The sequence below is a fragment of the Pseudomonas fluorescens genome, assembly GCF_902498065.1.
Classification (GTDB): Bacteria; Pseudomonadota; Gammaproteobacteria; order Pseudomonadales; family Pseudomonadaceae; genus Aquipseudomonas; species Aquipseudomonas fluorescens_BJ.
In genome coordinates this window covers 202503-218084 of sequence record NZ_CABVIR010000001.1, presented here as the reverse complement: position 1 = coordinate 218084, position 15582 = coordinate 202503, and the positions used below count along the sequence as shown (strand labels likewise).

The 15582-nt window shown below is 62.5% G+C and carries 15 protein-coding genes; all 15 read left to right on the top strand.

From position 1 onward, the window contains the following. The first annotated feature begins 240 nt into the window (after window positions 1-240). Window positions 241-912, top strand: coding sequence for a GntR family transcriptional regulator (locus F8N43_RS01055; protein WP_008029632.1), 672 nt, complete (start codon window positions 241-243; stop codon window positions 910-912). Between the two features lie 114 nt (window positions 913-1026). Next, on the top strand, window positions 1027-1959 hold the full coding sequence (locus tag F8N43_RS01050) for a 4-hydroxyproline epimerase (RefSeq protein ID WP_150632570.1): 933 nt from the start codon (window positions 1027-1029) through the stop codon (window positions 1957-1959). Then, window positions 1956-3071, top strand: a complete 1116-nt coding sequence (locus tag F8N43_RS01045; RefSeq protein WP_150653073.1) for an NAD(P)/FAD-dependent oxidoreductase — start codon at window positions 1956-1958, stop codon at window positions 3069-3071. Before F8N43_RS01050 ends, F8N43_RS01045 begins: the two co-directional genes overlap by 4 nt. Then, window positions 3064-3300, top strand: coding sequence for a 2Fe-2S iron-sulfur cluster-binding protein (locus F8N43_RS01040; protein ID WP_150632568.1), 237 nt, complete (start codon window positions 3064-3066; stop codon window positions 3298-3300). The genes F8N43_RS01045 and F8N43_RS01040 overlap by 8 nt, the downstream gene beginning before the upstream one ends. Next, window positions 3297-4553 (top strand): FAD/NAD(P)-binding oxidoreductase, encoded by a 1257-nt coding sequence (locus F8N43_RS01035; protein ID WP_150653072.1) that lies wholly within the window; start codon window positions 3297-3299, stop codon window positions 4551-4553. The genes F8N43_RS01040 and F8N43_RS01035 overlap by 4 nt, the downstream gene beginning before the upstream one ends. Before the next feature lie 74 nt (window positions 4554-4627). Next, window positions 4628-5377, top strand: coding sequence for an AraC family transcriptional regulator (locus F8N43_RS01030; RefSeq protein ID WP_150632566.1), 750 nt, complete (start codon window positions 4628-4630; stop codon window positions 5375-5377). A gap of 228 nt (window positions 5378-5605) precedes the next feature. Continuing rightward, window positions 5606-6424 carry a transporter substrate-binding domain-containing protein gene (locus F8N43_RS01025; RefSeq protein WP_150638807.1) on the top strand — a complete coding sequence of 273 codons (819 nt, stop codon included), beginning with the start codon at window positions 5606-5608 and terminating at the stop codon, window positions 6422-6424. Window positions 6425-6434: 10 nt separating this feature from the next. After that, window positions 6435-8213: an aconitase X gene (locus tag F8N43_RS01020; protein ID WP_150653071.1), complete on the top strand. Its 1779-nt coding sequence runs from the start codon at window positions 6435-6437 to the stop codon at window positions 8211-8213. Then, a complete protein-coding gene (locus F8N43_RS01015; protein WP_150632563.1) occupies window positions 8206-8871 on the top strand; it encodes an amino acid ABC transporter permease in 666 nt (221 codons plus the stop codon). Before F8N43_RS01020 ends, F8N43_RS01015 begins: the two co-directional genes overlap by 8 nt. Window positions 8872-8881: 10 nt before the next feature. Beyond that, the gene (locus F8N43_RS01010; RefSeq protein ID WP_150632562.1) at window positions 8882-9532 is read left to right on the top strand and encodes an amino acid ABC transporter permease; all 651 of its coding nucleotides are present in this window, start codon (window positions 8882-8884) and stop codon (window positions 9530-9532) included. Further along, the gene (locus F8N43_RS01005) at window positions 9525-10247 is read left to right on the top strand and encodes an amino acid ABC transporter ATP-binding protein (protein WP_150632561.1); all 723 of its coding nucleotides are present in this window, start codon (window positions 9525-9527) and stop codon (window positions 10245-10247) included. Before F8N43_RS01010 ends, F8N43_RS01005 begins: the two co-directional genes overlap by 8 nt. Before the next feature lie 134 nt (window positions 10248-10381). After that, the gene (locus F8N43_RS01000; RefSeq protein WP_150653070.1) at window positions 10382-11410 is read left to right on the top strand and encodes a trans-3-hydroxy-L-proline dehydratase; all 1029 of its coding nucleotides are present in this window, start codon (window positions 10382-10384) and stop codon (window positions 11408-11410) included. A 126-nt stretch (window positions 11411-11536) separates the two neighbouring features. Beyond that, window positions 11537-12454, top strand: coding sequence for a dihydrodipicolinate synthase family protein (locus F8N43_RS00995; protein WP_150632559.1), 918 nt, complete (start codon window positions 11537-11539; stop codon window positions 12452-12454). A 72-nt stretch (window positions 12455-12526) separates the two neighbouring features. Beyond that, the gene (gene abaF / locus F8N43_RS00990; RefSeq protein WP_150638813.1) at window positions 12527-13924 is read left to right on the top strand and encodes a fosfomycin efflux MFS transporter AbaF; all 1398 of its coding nucleotides are present in this window, start codon (window positions 12527-12529) and stop codon (window positions 13922-13924) included. Between the two features lie 67 nt (window positions 13925-13991). Further along, window positions 13992-15572 carry an aldehyde dehydrogenase (NADP(+)) gene (locus tag F8N43_RS00985; protein WP_150653069.1) on the top strand — a complete coding sequence of 527 codons (1581 nt, stop codon included), beginning with the start codon at window positions 13992-13994 and terminating at the stop codon, window positions 15570-15572. The last annotated feature ends 10 nt before the right edge of the window (window positions 15573-15582 follow it).

The following is a 15582-nucleotide window of genomic DNA, read 5'->3' as shown; positions in this document are numbered from 1 at the left end:
TCTTTGGCGCCCCTCTGTCATGTGTAACAGACTATGAGCAGTCACCCAGCCACTCAATGACCGTAACTGACAACTTAATGATCGAAATGCGCAACACCTCCGGTGTCGGGATTTTACGGCCACGCCTTTGCAATTAACGACAAAGCGTCAGGTGGCGGCTGTCGGAAGGCAGCGCAAGAGCACTGAGCCCAACGAAAATTCGTATACCATATCTCCAACTCCATCCGAACGACTGCCGCCGTGACCCTACCCAAATTCAACGCTCCAGACTTGGGCAATGCGCCTTCGACCTCTGAAATCATCACCCGCCATCTGCGCGACGCAATCGTCGCCGGGCATTTCGCCGAGGACGAGCCGATTCGTCAGGACGACATCGCCCGGCAGTTCAACGTCAGCAAGATCCCGGTGCGTGAGGCCCTCAAGCGCCTGGAAGCCGAAGGTCTGGTGATGTTCCAGCGCAACCGCGGGGCAATGGTCACACGGGTGTCCGACGCCGAACTGGCGCAGATGTTCGAAGTGCGCATGTTGCTCGAAGACAAGGTGCTGCGCCTGGCCATCCCCAACATGACCGAAGACACCTTCGCCCGCGCCGAACGTATCTGCCAGGAGTTCGTCGGCGAAGATGACGTGGGCCGCTGGGCCGAGCTCAATTGGGAACTCCACGCCTGCCTCTACGAACCGGCACAACGTCCGTTTCTGGTGAGTCTGATTCGTTCGGTCAACGACAAACTGGAACGTTACCTGCGCATGCAGATGAGCCTCTCGGCGGGCAAGGAGCGCGCCGATCACGAACACCGGGAGATCCTCGAAGCCTGTCGCGCCGGTGACGTCGACCGGGCGGTAAAGCTGCTGGACGAGCACATCGCCGGGGTCTGCAAAACCCTGTTCGAGCACCTGCCCCACCACCACTGACCGCTCGCAGCACTGTGCCGATTTCGTCATCGGCACCGGATAAAACCATCAAGCCTGCAAGCCCCCGCACGGGCCACTCTTGCGTTCACTCATCTGAACGGACGTGGCCCATTCATGAAACGTATCACCGTGATTGACTCCCACACCGGCGGCGAACCCACCCGCCTGGTGACCGCCGGCTTTCCCGACCTGGGCACCGGCAGCATGGCCGAACGTCTTCAACGGCTGGCGGAACACCACGACCAATGGCGCACCGCCTGCGTGCTCGAACCGCGGGGCAGCGATGTGCTGGTCGGCGCGCTGTTGTGTGAGCCGGTCGACCCTGCGGCCTGCGCCGGGGTGATTTTCTTCAACAACAGCGGTTACCTCGGCATGTGCGGCCACGGCACCATCGGCCTGGTGGCGTCGCTTGCACACCTGGGCAAGATCGGCCCGGGTGTGCACAGCATCGAAACGCCGGTCGGCACGGTGCAGGCAACCTTGCACGACGACCGCTCCGTCAGTGTGCGCAACGTGCCGGCCTACCGTTATCGCAAAGCCGTGGCGTTGCAGGTGCCGGGGATCGGCGAGGTGGTCGGTGATATTGCCTGGGGTGGCAACTGGTTTTTCCTGATCGCCGAGCATGGCCTGCGCGTCGCCAGCGACAACCTGGATGCGTTGACCGCTTACACATTCGCCGTGCAGCAAGCATTGGACGTTCAGGGGATACGCGGCGAAGACGGCGGGGTGATCGACCACGTCGAACTGTTCGCCGAGGATGAACAGGCCGACAGTCGCAACTTTGTGCTCTGCCCCGGCAAGGCCTACGACCGCTCGCCCTGCGGCACCGGCACCAGTGCAAAACTGGCGTGCCTGGCCGCCGATGACAAATTGCAGCCGGGCCAGATCTGGCGGCAGGCCAGCGTCATCGGCAGCGAGTTCGAAGGCTCCTACGAACCCCACGGCGAGCGCATCGTACCGACGATTCGCGGCCGTGCCTTTATCAGCGCCGAGTCCAGCCTGATCATCGAACAGGACGACCCGTTCGCCTGGGGCATTCGTCCATGAGCCAAGGCCTGGTGGCCGATGTGATCGTGATCGGTGCCGGCATCATCGGCGCCGCTTGCGCTCAGGCGCTGGCGCGGCGCGGCTTGCGCGTGCTGGTGCTGGACGCCGGCTTGCACGGCGCGACGGCCGCCGGAATGGGCCACTTGCTGGTGCTCGACGACAACCCGGCCGAGCTGGCCCTGAGCCAATACTCGCTGCAACGCTGGCGCGAACAGGCACCGGACATGCCGGATGGCTGCGCCTACCGCTGCAACGGCACTTTGTGGCTGGCAGCCAATGCCGAAGAAATGGCCGTGGCCCACAGCAAATACCTGAACCTTAAGACCCAGGGCGTTGCCTGCGAGTTAGTCGCTCGTCACGCCTTGCGCGCCCGTGAACCTGAATTGTGCGAAGGCCTCGAAGGGGGTTTGTTGATCAACGGCGATGGCATTCTCTATGCCCCGGCAACCGCCAACTGGATGCTCGACACCGCCGACATCGAACAACGCAGGGCGCGAGTCAGCGAGGTCGATGGCAATCGCGTGCGACTCGATGACGGCCAGTGGTTGAGCGCTGATGCCGTCATATTGGCCAACGGCATCCAGGCCAACGACCTGTGCCCCGAGTTGCCGATCGAGCCGAAAAAAGGCCACTTGCTGATCACCGACCGCTATCCCGGCAAAGTCACCCACACGCTGGTGGAACTGGGTTATGTCACCAGCGCCCACAACGCCACAGGCCCCTCGACCGCCTGCAACATTCAGCCCCGGCCGACCGGGCAATTGTTCATCGGTGCCTCACGACAATTCGGCACCACCGACCCGCAGGTCGAGGGCTGGATGCTCGCGAAAATGCTCAAGCGCGCGACCGAATACATGCCGGGTCTGGCTCAGCTCAACGGCATCCGCGCCTGGACCGGTTTTCGCGCCGCCAGCCCGGACGGTCTGCCATTGATTGGCCAACACCCACAACGCAAAGGCCTGTGGCTGGCGGTCGGACACGAGGGCCTGGGGGTCACCACGGCCCCAGGCACCGCCGATTTGCTGGTCGCACAACTGTTCAACGAGACGCCGCCCTTAGCGGCGCAAGCCTATCTGCCGCAACGCTTTCTCGGGGAGGCCGTGTATGCCTGATTTGGTCCTGGACGGCCGCGCCCTGCGGGTCGCCGAAGGTACGACGGTGGCTGCGGCACTGGCCCTGGCCGGCGACGGTTGCAGTCGCACTTCGATCAGCGGGCAGCGACGCGCACCGCTGTGCGGAATGGGCATTTGCCAGGAATGCCGGGTGACCATCGACGGACGCCTCCGACTGGCCTGCCAGACGCTGTGCCATGACGGTATGCAGGTGCGGAGCCGACCATGAACGAATTCGCCGACTTACTGATCATTGGTGCCGGCCCCGCTGGAATGAGCGCCGCCCTCGCTGCCGCGTCCAGTGGCGCACGCATCATCGTGCTCGACGACAACCCATTGCCGGGAGGCCAGATCTGGCGCGACGGGCCTCAGGCCAAAGTACCGAATCAAGCGCGGCAGATGCGCGAGCGCCTGCACGCCAACCATCACATCCGCCACCACGGCGGCACCCGTGTGATCGCCTGTTCCGGCCCCAAACAATTGTTGGTGGAAGACGCCGATCACGGATGGCTGATCGGCTACGACAAGCTGATTTTGTGCACCGGTGCCCGTGAGTTGCTGCTGCCCTTCCCCGGCTGGACATTGCCAGGGGTGACGGGGGCAGGAGGACTTCAGGCGCTGATCAAAGGCGGCCTGCCGGTGCAGGATCAGCGTGTGGTGATCGCCGGCAGCGGGCCGTTGTTACTGGCCAGCGCGGCCACCGCGAAACACAGTGGTGCCGACGTGTTGCGCATTGCCGAGCAGGCCTCGTCATCCGCAGTCGCCGCGTTCGCCCTGCAACTGCCGCGCTGGCCGGGCAAGCTTGTGCAATCTTTTAGCCTGTTTGATCGCCATTACCGCACCGGCTCCTACGTCGTGGCAGCCTTGGGTAATGAACGGCTGGAAGGTGTGCGGCTGCGCCAGCAGGGCAACATCGTCGAACTGGCCTGTGACCGCCTGGCCTGTGGTTTCGGCCTGATTCCCAATACCCAACTTGGTCAGGCGCTGGGCTGCGCGCTCGACGGCACGGCGCTCGCGGTTGATGCCTGGCAAACCACGAGCCAGGCCGACCACTACGCGGCAGGTGAATGTACCGGTTTCGGCGGCAGTGAACTGGCGTTGGTCGAAGGTGCAATTGCCGGGCATGCCGCCGTCGGCAACATCGCAGCGGCGCGTCAATTGCGGCCACGTCGGGCGCGCTGGCAAGGTTTCGCCAAGGCGTTGAACCGCGCCTTCAGCCTCGACCCGCAACTCAAGTCGCTGGCGCAGGCCGACACGCTGCTCTGTCGTTGCGAAGACGTGCCCTACGCTGCACTGGCCGGCCACGTTGACTGGCGCACGGCAAAACTGGCCAGTCGTTGTGGCATGGGCGCCTGTCAGGGACGCGTGTGTGGCGGCGCCGTGCAGTATCTGTTCGACTGGCAACCCTCGGCCCCGCGCCCGCCGTTCAGCCCGGCACGTATCGAAACCCTGATGTGCCTGGACGACACCCCGCCCGCGTAAACGCTCGCCCTGGGCTTTCGGGGGCGCTGCCGAGTCTTTATGATCCCGGTAGTTGCCACCAGGCCCCCAGCGCTATGTTCCCCTCACTCAATCAGTTCAAACCCTGCGATTTGCCGACGCTGCTGAGCAGTCTGCAACCCATCGCGACGCTGCTCGACACCCTCGCGGACGTGGTGTTCTTCATCAAGGACAGCGAGGCGCGCTATGTCTTCGTCAACCAGACTCTGGCCCGGCGCTGTGGCTTCAAGCACCGTGAACAACTGCTCGGCTTGACCGCCGACCAAGTCTTTCCAGAGCGTTTCGGCCCGCTGTACACCGCGCAGGATCAACGCGTGTTGTCCACCGGCCGTGAACTGGCCGATCAACTGGAAATGCACCTGTACTTCGGCAACCAGCCGGTCTGGTGCCTGACCCATAAGCTCGCGCTGCGTGACGAACAAGGGCGGATCGTCGGCCTCGCCGGCATTTCCCGCGACCTGCAACTGCCCCAGTCCAACCATCCGGCGTTCCAGAAACTGGCGGCCGTCGACGCGCACATCCGCCGCCATTTCGCCCGACCGGTCAGTCTTGCTGAGCTGACGGCCATCGCCGGGTTCTCTGTGGCGCAACTGGAACGCCATTGCAAACGGGTGTTCCAGCTCACGCCACGGCAGATGATCCATAAGTCCCGTCTGGAAGAAGGCTCGCGCCTGTTGCTTGACACCGACTTGCCGATCACCGAAATCGCTCTGCGCTGCGGATACACCGACCACAGTGCCTTCAGCCGCCAATTCCGCGCCCTCACCAGTCTGTCGCCCAGCGAGTACCGCGATAGCCGTCGTTAAAATGTTCCTTTAAGGGGCGCTGAGCCCCCGCTGTGCTCCCTTCCGTAACACCTCCTTGATCGACACCCTCGCGCCATTGCCCATTCGCTTGCGCTGAGCCGCCCTGCTTCAAGGATTGGCAAAAATTCGGCGGTAAAAGCAAAACCGGCACGGCCATTGCTATTGTTAATATCGTATACGAAATCCCCAATACGATATCTAACAGCACTTTCCCAGAACGAGGCCTCTATGAAAAACCCCGCATTTGCCGTAGCCCTCAGCGCTGTTCTCAGTACCGCCTTCATTGCCACCGCGCACGCTGACAAGCTCGACGACATTATCGGTTCCGGCAAGCTGCGCTGCGCCGTGACCCTGGACTTCCCGCCCATGGGTTTCCGCGATGCCAGCAACGCGCCGGCCGGTTTCGACGTGGACTATTGCAACGACCTGGCGAAGATCCTCGGGGTTGAGGCCGAAGTGGTGGAAACGCCGTTCCCCGACCGCATTCCGGCACTGATCTCCGGGCGGGCTGATGTGATCGTCGCCTCAACCTCCGACACCCTCGAACGGGCCAAGACTGTCGGCCTGACCGTGCCGTACTTCGCCTTCCAGATGGTCGTGCTGACCCGCGACAACACCGGCATCAACAGCTTCGACGACATCAAGGGCAAAGCGCTGGGCAACACCAGCGGCACATTTGAAGCCATCGCCCTGGAAGGCGATGTGAAGAAATGGGGCAGCGGCACCTTCCGCGCCTACCAGTCACAAAACGACACGCTGCTGGCCGTGGCGCAGGGTCATATCGACGCCACGGTGGTGACCAATACCGTGGCCGCCGCGACGATCAAGTCGGGCAAATACAAAAACCTGAAAATCGCCGGCAACGCGCCTTACACCATCGACTATGTGTCTCTGGGCGCCAAACGCAGCGAGTACGGCCTGCTCAACTACCTCAACCTTTTCGTCAATCAGCAGGTACGCAGCGGTCGTTATAAAGAACTGTTCGTCAAATGGGTCGGCACCGAGATCCCGCCGACCGACCTCACCGTGCCGAACGTTTATTACTGAGGTGTCCGACATGCCTGGGTCCACTGCGCTCATCGGTCGTAACCTGATCTCGGGCTCCGCCCAAGGCGCGCTGCTGTTTGCCGATGTCGGGCTGAGCTTCTGGGGCGGCGTCGACCCTTGCACAGGTGAAGTCATCGACCGTCACCATCCGCTCAGTGGCGAACATCTGAGCGGTCGTGTGCTGGCCATTCCCAGTGGTCGCGGTTCGTGTACCGGCAGCAGCGTGCTGATGGAGCTCATCAGCAACGGTCATGCACCGGCCGCTTTGGTTATGGCCGAAGCCGATGAGATCCTAACCCTGGGCGTGCTCGTGGCACAGACCATTTTCGAGCGTTCACTGCCGGTGCTGTGCATCGGCCAGGAGGCCTTCGCGACCTTGCGCGGCAAAGCCTTCGCCCGAGTCGAAGGCCCCTCGCTGGCGACGTTCGATCACGTGCCCATCGATGGCTGGCAGCCCACCGAAACACTGACGCACACAGGTAAAACCAACGAGTCGATTGAGCTCACCGGGTTCGATCGTTCGCTGCTCGACGGCGAGCATGGCAAAGCGGCGCAGGTGGCCATGCAGATTGTTCTGCGCATGGCCGAACTGCAAGGTGCCCACCAACTGGTGGATATCACTCAAGCCCACATCGACGGTTGCATTTACACAGGACCTGCGAGCCTGCGCTTTGCCGAACAACTGGTGCACTGGAGCGCGAAGGTTCGCGTGCCCACCACCCTCAATTCAATTTCCGTGGACCAGCGCCGCTGGCGAGAGTTGGGCATCGACCCATTGCTCGGCGAACCGGCCAGTGCCTTGGGCGATGCCTACATGGCGATGGGCGCGCAGCTCAGTTTCACCTGTGCCCCCTACTTGCTCGACACCGCACCGAAGGCCGGCGAGCAGATCGTCTGGGCCGAATCCAACGCGGTGGTCTACGCCAACAGCGTGCTCGGCGCACGCACGCTGAAGTACCCGGATTACCTGGACATCTGCATCGCCCTGACCGGCCGCGCGCCCCTGATCGGTTGTCATCTGGACGCGCCACGCAAGGCCCGTCTGCGCGTCGAATTGCCGGAACTGGGCGAGCTGGACGATGCGTTTTACCCCTTGCTCGGCTACCACATCGGTGCCCTCGCGGGCAGCCGGATTCCACTGGTGATCGGGCTGGAACAACGCCAGCCAGACCTCGACAATCTGAAAGCTTTCGGGGCCGCGTTCGCCACCACGTCGGCCGCGCCGTTGTTTCATATCGCCGGGGTCACACCCGAAGCACTCGACCCTGCACACGTGCTGGAAGCTGACGTCCCGGTACCTGTGGAAACAATCCGCCTGGAGGACTTGCTGCGCAGTTGGCGCGAGCTCAACAGTGCCCGTGACAACCACGTGGAGGTGGTCTCGCTGGGCAACCCGCATTTTTCGCTCAGCGAGTTCGCCCACCTCGCACGGCTGTGTCGCGGCCGGCACAAACACCCCGCTGTGGTGCTCGCCATCACGTGCGGTCGTGCGGTGCTGGAACAGGCGCGTGACGCCGGACACATCAGTGTGATTGAAGCCTTCGGCGCCACCCTGGTGACCGACACCTGCTGGTGCATGCTCGGCGAACCGGTGATTCCGCCGGCCGCCACAACGTTAATGACCAACTCGGGCAAATACGCCCATTACGCACCCGGTCTGGTGGGACGCAGAGTGCACTTCGCCAGCCTCGCCGAGTGCGTTGACGCCGCGTGCACTGCCAGTGCCAGCGGGCGACTGCCGAGCTGGTTGCAACCCGCCTTGCTGATGGAGAGCCTCGCGCATGTTTGATTACACCTTCCAATGGCGCGCCACCCTGCGCGCCTTGCCGGACATGCTCGCCGGCGCCTGGGTCACCTTCGAGACCGCCGCGCTGTCGATGATTTTCGGCGTACTGATCGCCCTGGCCCTGACAGTCATGCGCGAAGCCAGACACCCGCTGCTGCGCGGCATCGGCAACGGCTGGGTGTCGATTGCGCGCAACACCCCGTCGCTGTTCCAGATCTACGTGCTGTATTTCGGCCTCGGTTCACTGGGTCTGCACGTCAGTTCCTGGTTCGCTCTGCTCGCCGGGATCACCTTCAACAATGCCGGCTATCTCGCGGAAAACTTCCGCGGCGGGCTCAAGGCGGTGCCTGGCACGCAAGTGCGTGCCGCGCGCTCGCTGGGCATGAGTGCCTTCCAGACCTACCGCATGATCGTCGTCCCGCAGCTGTTGCGGATCGTGTTCTACCCGTTGAGCAACCAGATGGTTTGGGCGGTATTGATGACCTCGCTGGGAGTGATTGTCGGGCTCAACAACGACCTCACCGGCGTGACCCAGGACTACAACGTCAAGACGTTCCGCACCTTCGAATATTTCACCATCGCCGCGGTGCTGTATTACCTGATTGCCAAGGCGATCGTCGCGACGGCTCGGCTGATGGCCTGGCGGTTGTTCCGTTACTGAGGACGTGACTATGTTTTCCACCAGTTTTTCCTGGAACGACCTGCAGTTCCTGCTTAACGGCGCCTGGGTCACCCTGCAACTGACTTGCTGGGCCATCCTGCTCGGCACGTTCGCGGGTCTGATTTTCGGGTTGCTGCGCGCCCTGTTGCCACGGGCCAGCCTGCCACTGGCGTGGGTGCTGGATGTGTTTCGCAGCGTACCGCTGCTGATCCAGTTCGTGCTGTTCAACTCGCTCAAGAGCATCGTCGGCCTGAACATCAGTGCGTTTAGCGTCGGCTGCATCGTGCTCGGGGTTTACGCCGCCGCGTACTTCACCGAGATCGTGCGCGGCGGCGTGCTGTCGGTACCGCTGACCGTGCGCCGGGCCAGCCGTTCGCTGGGCCTGAGTTTCTTCCAGGATCTGCGCTGGATCGTCCTGCCGATGGCCTCGCGGGTGGCCTTCCCCGGCTGGCTGAACCTGGTGCTCGGCGTGATGAAAGACACCGCGCTAGTGATGTGGATCGGCATCGTCGAACTGCTCCGCGCTTCGCAAACCATCGTGACCCGAATTCAGGAACCGCTGCTGGTGCTGTGCATCGCAGGCCTTATCTACTACGTCATGAGCCTGGTGGTCGCACGCCTCGGCGCTCGTCTGGAAAGAAGGTGGCAAGAAAATGATTGAGATCGACAACGTACACAAATCCTTCGGCGACCTTGATGTGGTCAAGGGTGTCAGCCTGACGGTGAACAAGGGCGAAGTGGTGTCCATCATCGGCGGCTCCGGTTCGGGCAAATCGACCCTGCTGATGTGCATCAATGGCCTGGAGCCGATCCAGAAAGGCAGCATCCGCGTGGATGGCGTCGAGGTGCATCACCGCGCAACCGACCTCAATCACCTGCGGCAGAAAATCGGCATCGTGTTCCAGCAATGGAACGCCTTCCCACACCTGACCGTCCTGGAAAACGTGATGCTCGCGCCGCGCAAGGTCCTGGGCAAAAGCAAGGCCGAAGCCGAGGCGCTGGCCGTGCAGCAACTGACTCACGTCGGCCTCGGTGACAAGCTCAAGGTGTTCCCCGGCAAGCTCTCGGGCGGGCAGCAACAACGCATGGCCATTGCCCGCGCCCTGGCGATGTCGCCGGACTACATGCTGTTCGACGAAGCCACCTCGGCCCTCGATCCACAGTTGGTCGGCGAAGTGCTGGACACCATGCGCATGCTCGCCGAAGACGGCATGACCATGGTGCTGGTGACGCACGAGATCCGTTTCGCCCGGGACGTGTCGGACCGCGTGGCGTTCTTTCGCAACGGCCTGGTGCACGAGATCGGCTCGCCGGATCAAGTCATTGGTCATCCGGTGCATGCTGAAACCGCGGCGTTCCTCAAATCGGTGAAGTAGCTAATGGCCCCATCGCGGGCAAGCCCGCTCCCACAGGATTCGGCGGTGTACAGACAATTGCAGGCCAATACAGAAACCTGTGGGAGCGGGCTTGCCCGCGATGGGGCCCTGACAGACCAAACAAGGAGCAAAGCATGCGCTCATCAAAAGTGATTCACATCGTCAGCTGCCACGCCGAAGGTGAAGTCGGCGACGTGATTGTCGGCGGGGTCGCACCACCGCCCGGCACCACGGTGTGGGAACAATCGCGCTGGATCGCCAGGGATGAAACCCTGCGCAACTTCGTGCTCAACGAACCGCGTGGCGGGGTATTCCGCCACGTCAACCTGCTGGTGCCGGCCAAGGATCCGCGGGCGCACATGGCCTGGATCATCATGGAACCGGCGGATACCCCGCCGATGTCCGGCTCCAATTCATTGTGCGTGGCCACCGTGCTGCTCGACACCGGGATTGTGCCGATGACCGAACCGCAAACCCGCTTGGTGCTCGAAGCCCCCGGCGGCCTGATCGAGGCCGTCGCCGATTGCCGTGACGGCAAGGTCGAACGGGTGGAAATCAAAAACGTGCCGTCCTTCGCCGATCGCCTCGACGCGTGGATCGAAGTGGAAGGCGTCGGCACACTCAAGGTCGATACCGCCTATGGCGGCGACAGCTTTGTGATCGCCGATGCCAACAGCTTGGGCTTTGCAATCAGTCCCGATGAAGCCGCCGATTTAGTGGCGGTCGGACTGAAAATCACCCGTGCCGCCAATGAGCAATTGGGTTTCGTGCATCCGCTGAACCCTGAGTGGTCGCACATTTCCTTTTGCCAGATCGCCGCGCCCATCGATTATGAGAACGGCATCGCCACCGGCGCCAATGCAGTGGTGATTCAACCGGGCAAGATCGACCGCTCGCCGACCGGTACGGGTTGCTCGGCACGCATGGCGGTGATGCACGCCAAAGGTTTGATGCGCGTCGGCGAGCGCTTTATCGGGCGCTCGATTATCGGCTCCGAATTCCACTGTCGGATTGACTCACTGACCGAAGTGGCCGGGCGTCCCGCAATCTACCCGTGCATTTCCGGACGGGCCTGGATTACCGGCACCCATCAACTGCTGCTCGATCCAAGTGATCCGTGGCCACAAGGCTATCGACTGTCAGACACCTGGCCCGGCGCCTGATCGCTAAAGCACCGAAGACCCCGACCGACGGCTGGCAGAAATCCCGCAAACCTGAAAAAAGCACTAGCCGATTCTTTTCATTTTAAATATCGTATACGAAATACAATAAATAACCCGGAGGCAACAATGAGCAAGCGTATTAACTGGAGTGGCGTCTTCCCCGCGGTGACCACTCAATTCAACGATGACTTCTCGATCAACCTGGAGAAAACCCATCAGGTCATTTCCAACGTGATCCGCGATGGCGTGTCGGGCCTGGTGGTGTGTGGCTCGGTAGGCGAGAACACCTCACTGACCGCTGAAGAAAAAATCGCTGTGACCGAAGTCGCGGTTGATGCCTCGCGCGGCCGTGTGCCAGTGATTTGCGGTGTGGCCGAATTCACCAGTGTGCAAGCGGCCAAGGTCGCCAACGCCGTGCGCAAGGTCGGTGTCGATGGCGTGATGCTGATGCCGGCGCTGGTCTACGGTTCCAAGCCGTTCGAAACCGCCGAGCATTACCGCTACGTGGCAAAAAACGCCGACGTGCCGCTGATGGTCTACAACAACCCGCCGATCTACAAAAACGACGTGACCCCGGACATCCTGATTGCCCTGGCCGACTGCGACAACGTGGTGTGCTTCAAGGATTCCTCTGGCGACACCCGCCGCTTCATCGACATTCGCAACGAAGTCGGTGACCGTTTTGTGCTGTTCGCCGGCCTCGACGATGTGGTGCTGGAAAGCCTCGCCGTGGGCGCTGAAGGCTGGGTGTCGGGCATGTCCAACGTGTTCCCGAAAGAAGGCGAAACCATCTTCCGACTGGCCAAGGCCGGACGCTATGCCGAAGCCATGCCGATCTACGAATGGCTGATGCCGATCCTGCACCTCGACGCCCGTGCAGACCTGGTGCAGTGCATCAAGCTGTGCGAAGCCATCGCCGGCCGCGGCAGCGCGCTGACCCGTCCGCCACGCCTGGCCCTGCCAGAAGAAGATCGGGTCTTCGTCGAGCAGATCATGGCCAAGGCCTTGGCCAACCGTCCGCACTTGCCGGACGTCGGTCTCTGAGTGATTGCCGGGCGGGTCTTTGCGGACCCGGCCCGGCTACCTGTTTTTTGCGCCCCTACAGGAACCGCCAGCATGCCCAACGCTCAACACACTCACAGCGCAACCACACCCTCGGGACTCAAGCGTGTCGTGGCCGCCGCCATGGCCGGCACCGTCGCCGAATGGTATGAATTCTTCCTTTATGGCACCGCGTCGGCACTGGTCTTCGGCCAGTTGTTCTTCCGTCAGACCGACAGCCCCATCGACGGCATCATCGCCGCCTTCGCCCTGTACGCCGTGGGTTTTCTCGCCCGCCCGCTGGGTGGCCTGGTGTTCGGTCACTACGGCGACAAATACGGCCGCAAGCGCCTGCTGCAACTGAGCCTTGTGGTGGTCGGTATCACCACCTTCCTGATGGGTTGCCTGCCCGGCTTCAACCAGATCGGCTATGCCGCGCCGGTGTTGCTGGTGCTGCTGCGGTTGATCCAGGGTTTTGCCTTTGGCGGCGAATGGGGCGGTGCGATTCTGCTGGTGTCCGAGCACTGCCCGGACAATCGTCGAGGTTTCTGGGCCAGTTGGCCGCAGGCCGGTGTCCCGGCCGGTAACCTGGTGGCGACGGTTGCGCTGCTGCTGTTGTCGTCGAATCTGTCGGAGGAGCAATTTCTTGCCTGGGGCTGGCGCGTGGCGTTCTGGTTCTCGGCCATCGTGGTGCTGATCGGCTACTGGATTCGCACGAGCGTCGATGACGCGCCGATTTTCAAGGAAGCCCAGGCCCGTCAGGCGCAGACCAGGCAACAGCAACTGGGCGTGGTTGAAGTGCTGCGTCACCACTGGCGCTCGGTGCTGGTCGGTATCGGGGCGCGGTTTGCCGAGAACATCCTCTACTACACCGTCGTAACCTTCTCGATTACCTACCTGAAACTGGTGGTGCACAAAGACACTTCCGAAATTCTGTTGCTGATGTTCGGCGCCCACCTGCTGCACTTCTTCATGATTCCGCTGATGGGTTATCTGTCCGATCTGGTCGGGCGCAAACCGGTTTACCTGACAGGCGCGGTGCTCACGGCGTTCTGGGGTTTCATCGGTTTCCCGATGATGGACACCGGCAACAACTGGCTGATCATGGCCGCCATCACCCTGGGCCTGGCGATCGAGTCGATGACCTACGCGCCCTACTCGGCGCTGATGGCCGAAATGTTCCCGACCCACGTGCGCTACACCGCGTTGTCCCTGTGCTACCAGGTGGCGCCGATCTTCGCCGGCTCCCTCGCCCCGCTGATTGCGATCACCTTGCTCAACAAGTATCACAGCTCGACACCGATCGCGTTTTACCTGGTCGGTGCATCGCTGATCTCGATTGTCGCTGTCGGCCTTACTCGGGAAACACGGGGCAAGTCGTTGCATCTGGTGGACAGCGAATCCGCCGCGCGCATCGCCGCCCTGACCGACGCCGAACCTGCGCCTGTGCGCCGCAGCGATTCACTGGCCTGACACGATGCCCTGTAGGCGCCGGCTTGCTGGCGCCTACAGGGTCTCTACATTCCGACAGGAGCTTTTCATGCCCGAGATCATCGGACACAACTACATCGGTGGTGCGCGCAGCGCCGCCGGCAAGGTCATCGTGCGTAGCCATGACGCCAGCACCGGTGAGGCGCTGCCCTACACGTTCATGCAGGCCACCGTGGATGAAGTCGACGCTGCCGCCCAGGCCGCAGCAGCCGCCTACCCGACTTTTCGTACGCTGTCGGCCGTACGTCGCGCAGAGTTTCTCGACGCCATCGCCACACAATTGGAGGCACTGGACGATGATTTCGTCGCGCTGGTGACCCGCGAGACGGCGCTGCCGAACGGACGCATTCTGGGTGAGCGTACTCGCACCAGCAGCCAGATGCGCCTGTTTGCCCACGTCCTGCGGCGTGGCGATTTTTATGCTGCACGCATCGACCGGGCCCTGCCTGATCGCAAACCGCTGCCACGGGTTGATCTGCGCCAATACCGGATCGGCGTCGGCCCGGTCGCGGTGTTCGGTGCGAGCAATTTCCCGTTGGCCTTCTCCACCGCTGGTGGCGATACCGCTGCGGCGTTGGCCGCAGGCTGTCCGGTGGTGTTCAAAGCCCACAGCGGGCATATGGCAACCGCTGAACGAGTGGCCAACGCGATCCTGCGGGCGGCCGAGCAAACCGGTATGCCCAAGGGTGTGTTCAACATGATCTACGGCGCGGGCGTCGGCGAAGCGCTGGTCAAGCATCCGGCCATCCAGGCGGTGGGCTTTACCGGCTCACTCAAGGGTGGCCGCGCGCTGTGCGACATGGCTGCGGCACGACCCCAGCCGATTCCCGTGTTCGCCGAAATGAGCAGCATCAATCCGGTGGTGCTATTGCCCGAAGCCCTGCAACGGCGAGGCGAAAAAATTGCCAGCGAACTCGCCGCCTCCGTGGTGCTCGGCTGTGGCCAGTTCTGCACTAACCCGGGACTGGTGATCGGTATTCGCTCGCCCGCGTTCAGTGCCTTTACCCAATTGCTCGGCGCATTGATGGCCGAACAACCAGACCAGACCATGCTCAACCACGGTACGCTCAACAGCTACGTCAACGGTGTGCAGGCCTTGTGCGCACATCCGAAAATCACTCACCTGGCCGGCCGCGATCATCAAGGCCCGCAAGCGCAGCCGCAACTGTTCAAGGCTGACGTCAGTCTGTTGCTCGATGGCGACCCGCTGTTGCAGGAAGAAGTGTTCGGCCCCGCGACGATCCTGGTGGAAGTGGCCGACAAAGCCGAACTGCAACGGGCACTTCAGCATTTGCACGGGCAACTGACGGCCACACTGATGGCTGACGCCGACGACCTGCACAATCACAGCGAGCTGTTACCGCTGCTGGAGCAAAAGGTCGGCCGAGTCTTGTTCAACGGCTACCCGACCGGCGTCGAAGTCTGCGATGCGATGGTGCACGGAGGCCCCTACCCGGCCACCTCCGATGCGCGTGGCACCTCGGTCGGCAGCCTGGCCATCGAACGATTCCTGCGCCCGGTGTGTTACCAGAACTGCCCGGACGCGCTCTTGCCGGACCCGCTGAAAAACGCCAACCCGCTGGGTATCGCCCGGCTGGTGGATGGCATTAGCCAGCGGGACCCGCTGTAAAAAAAACGCC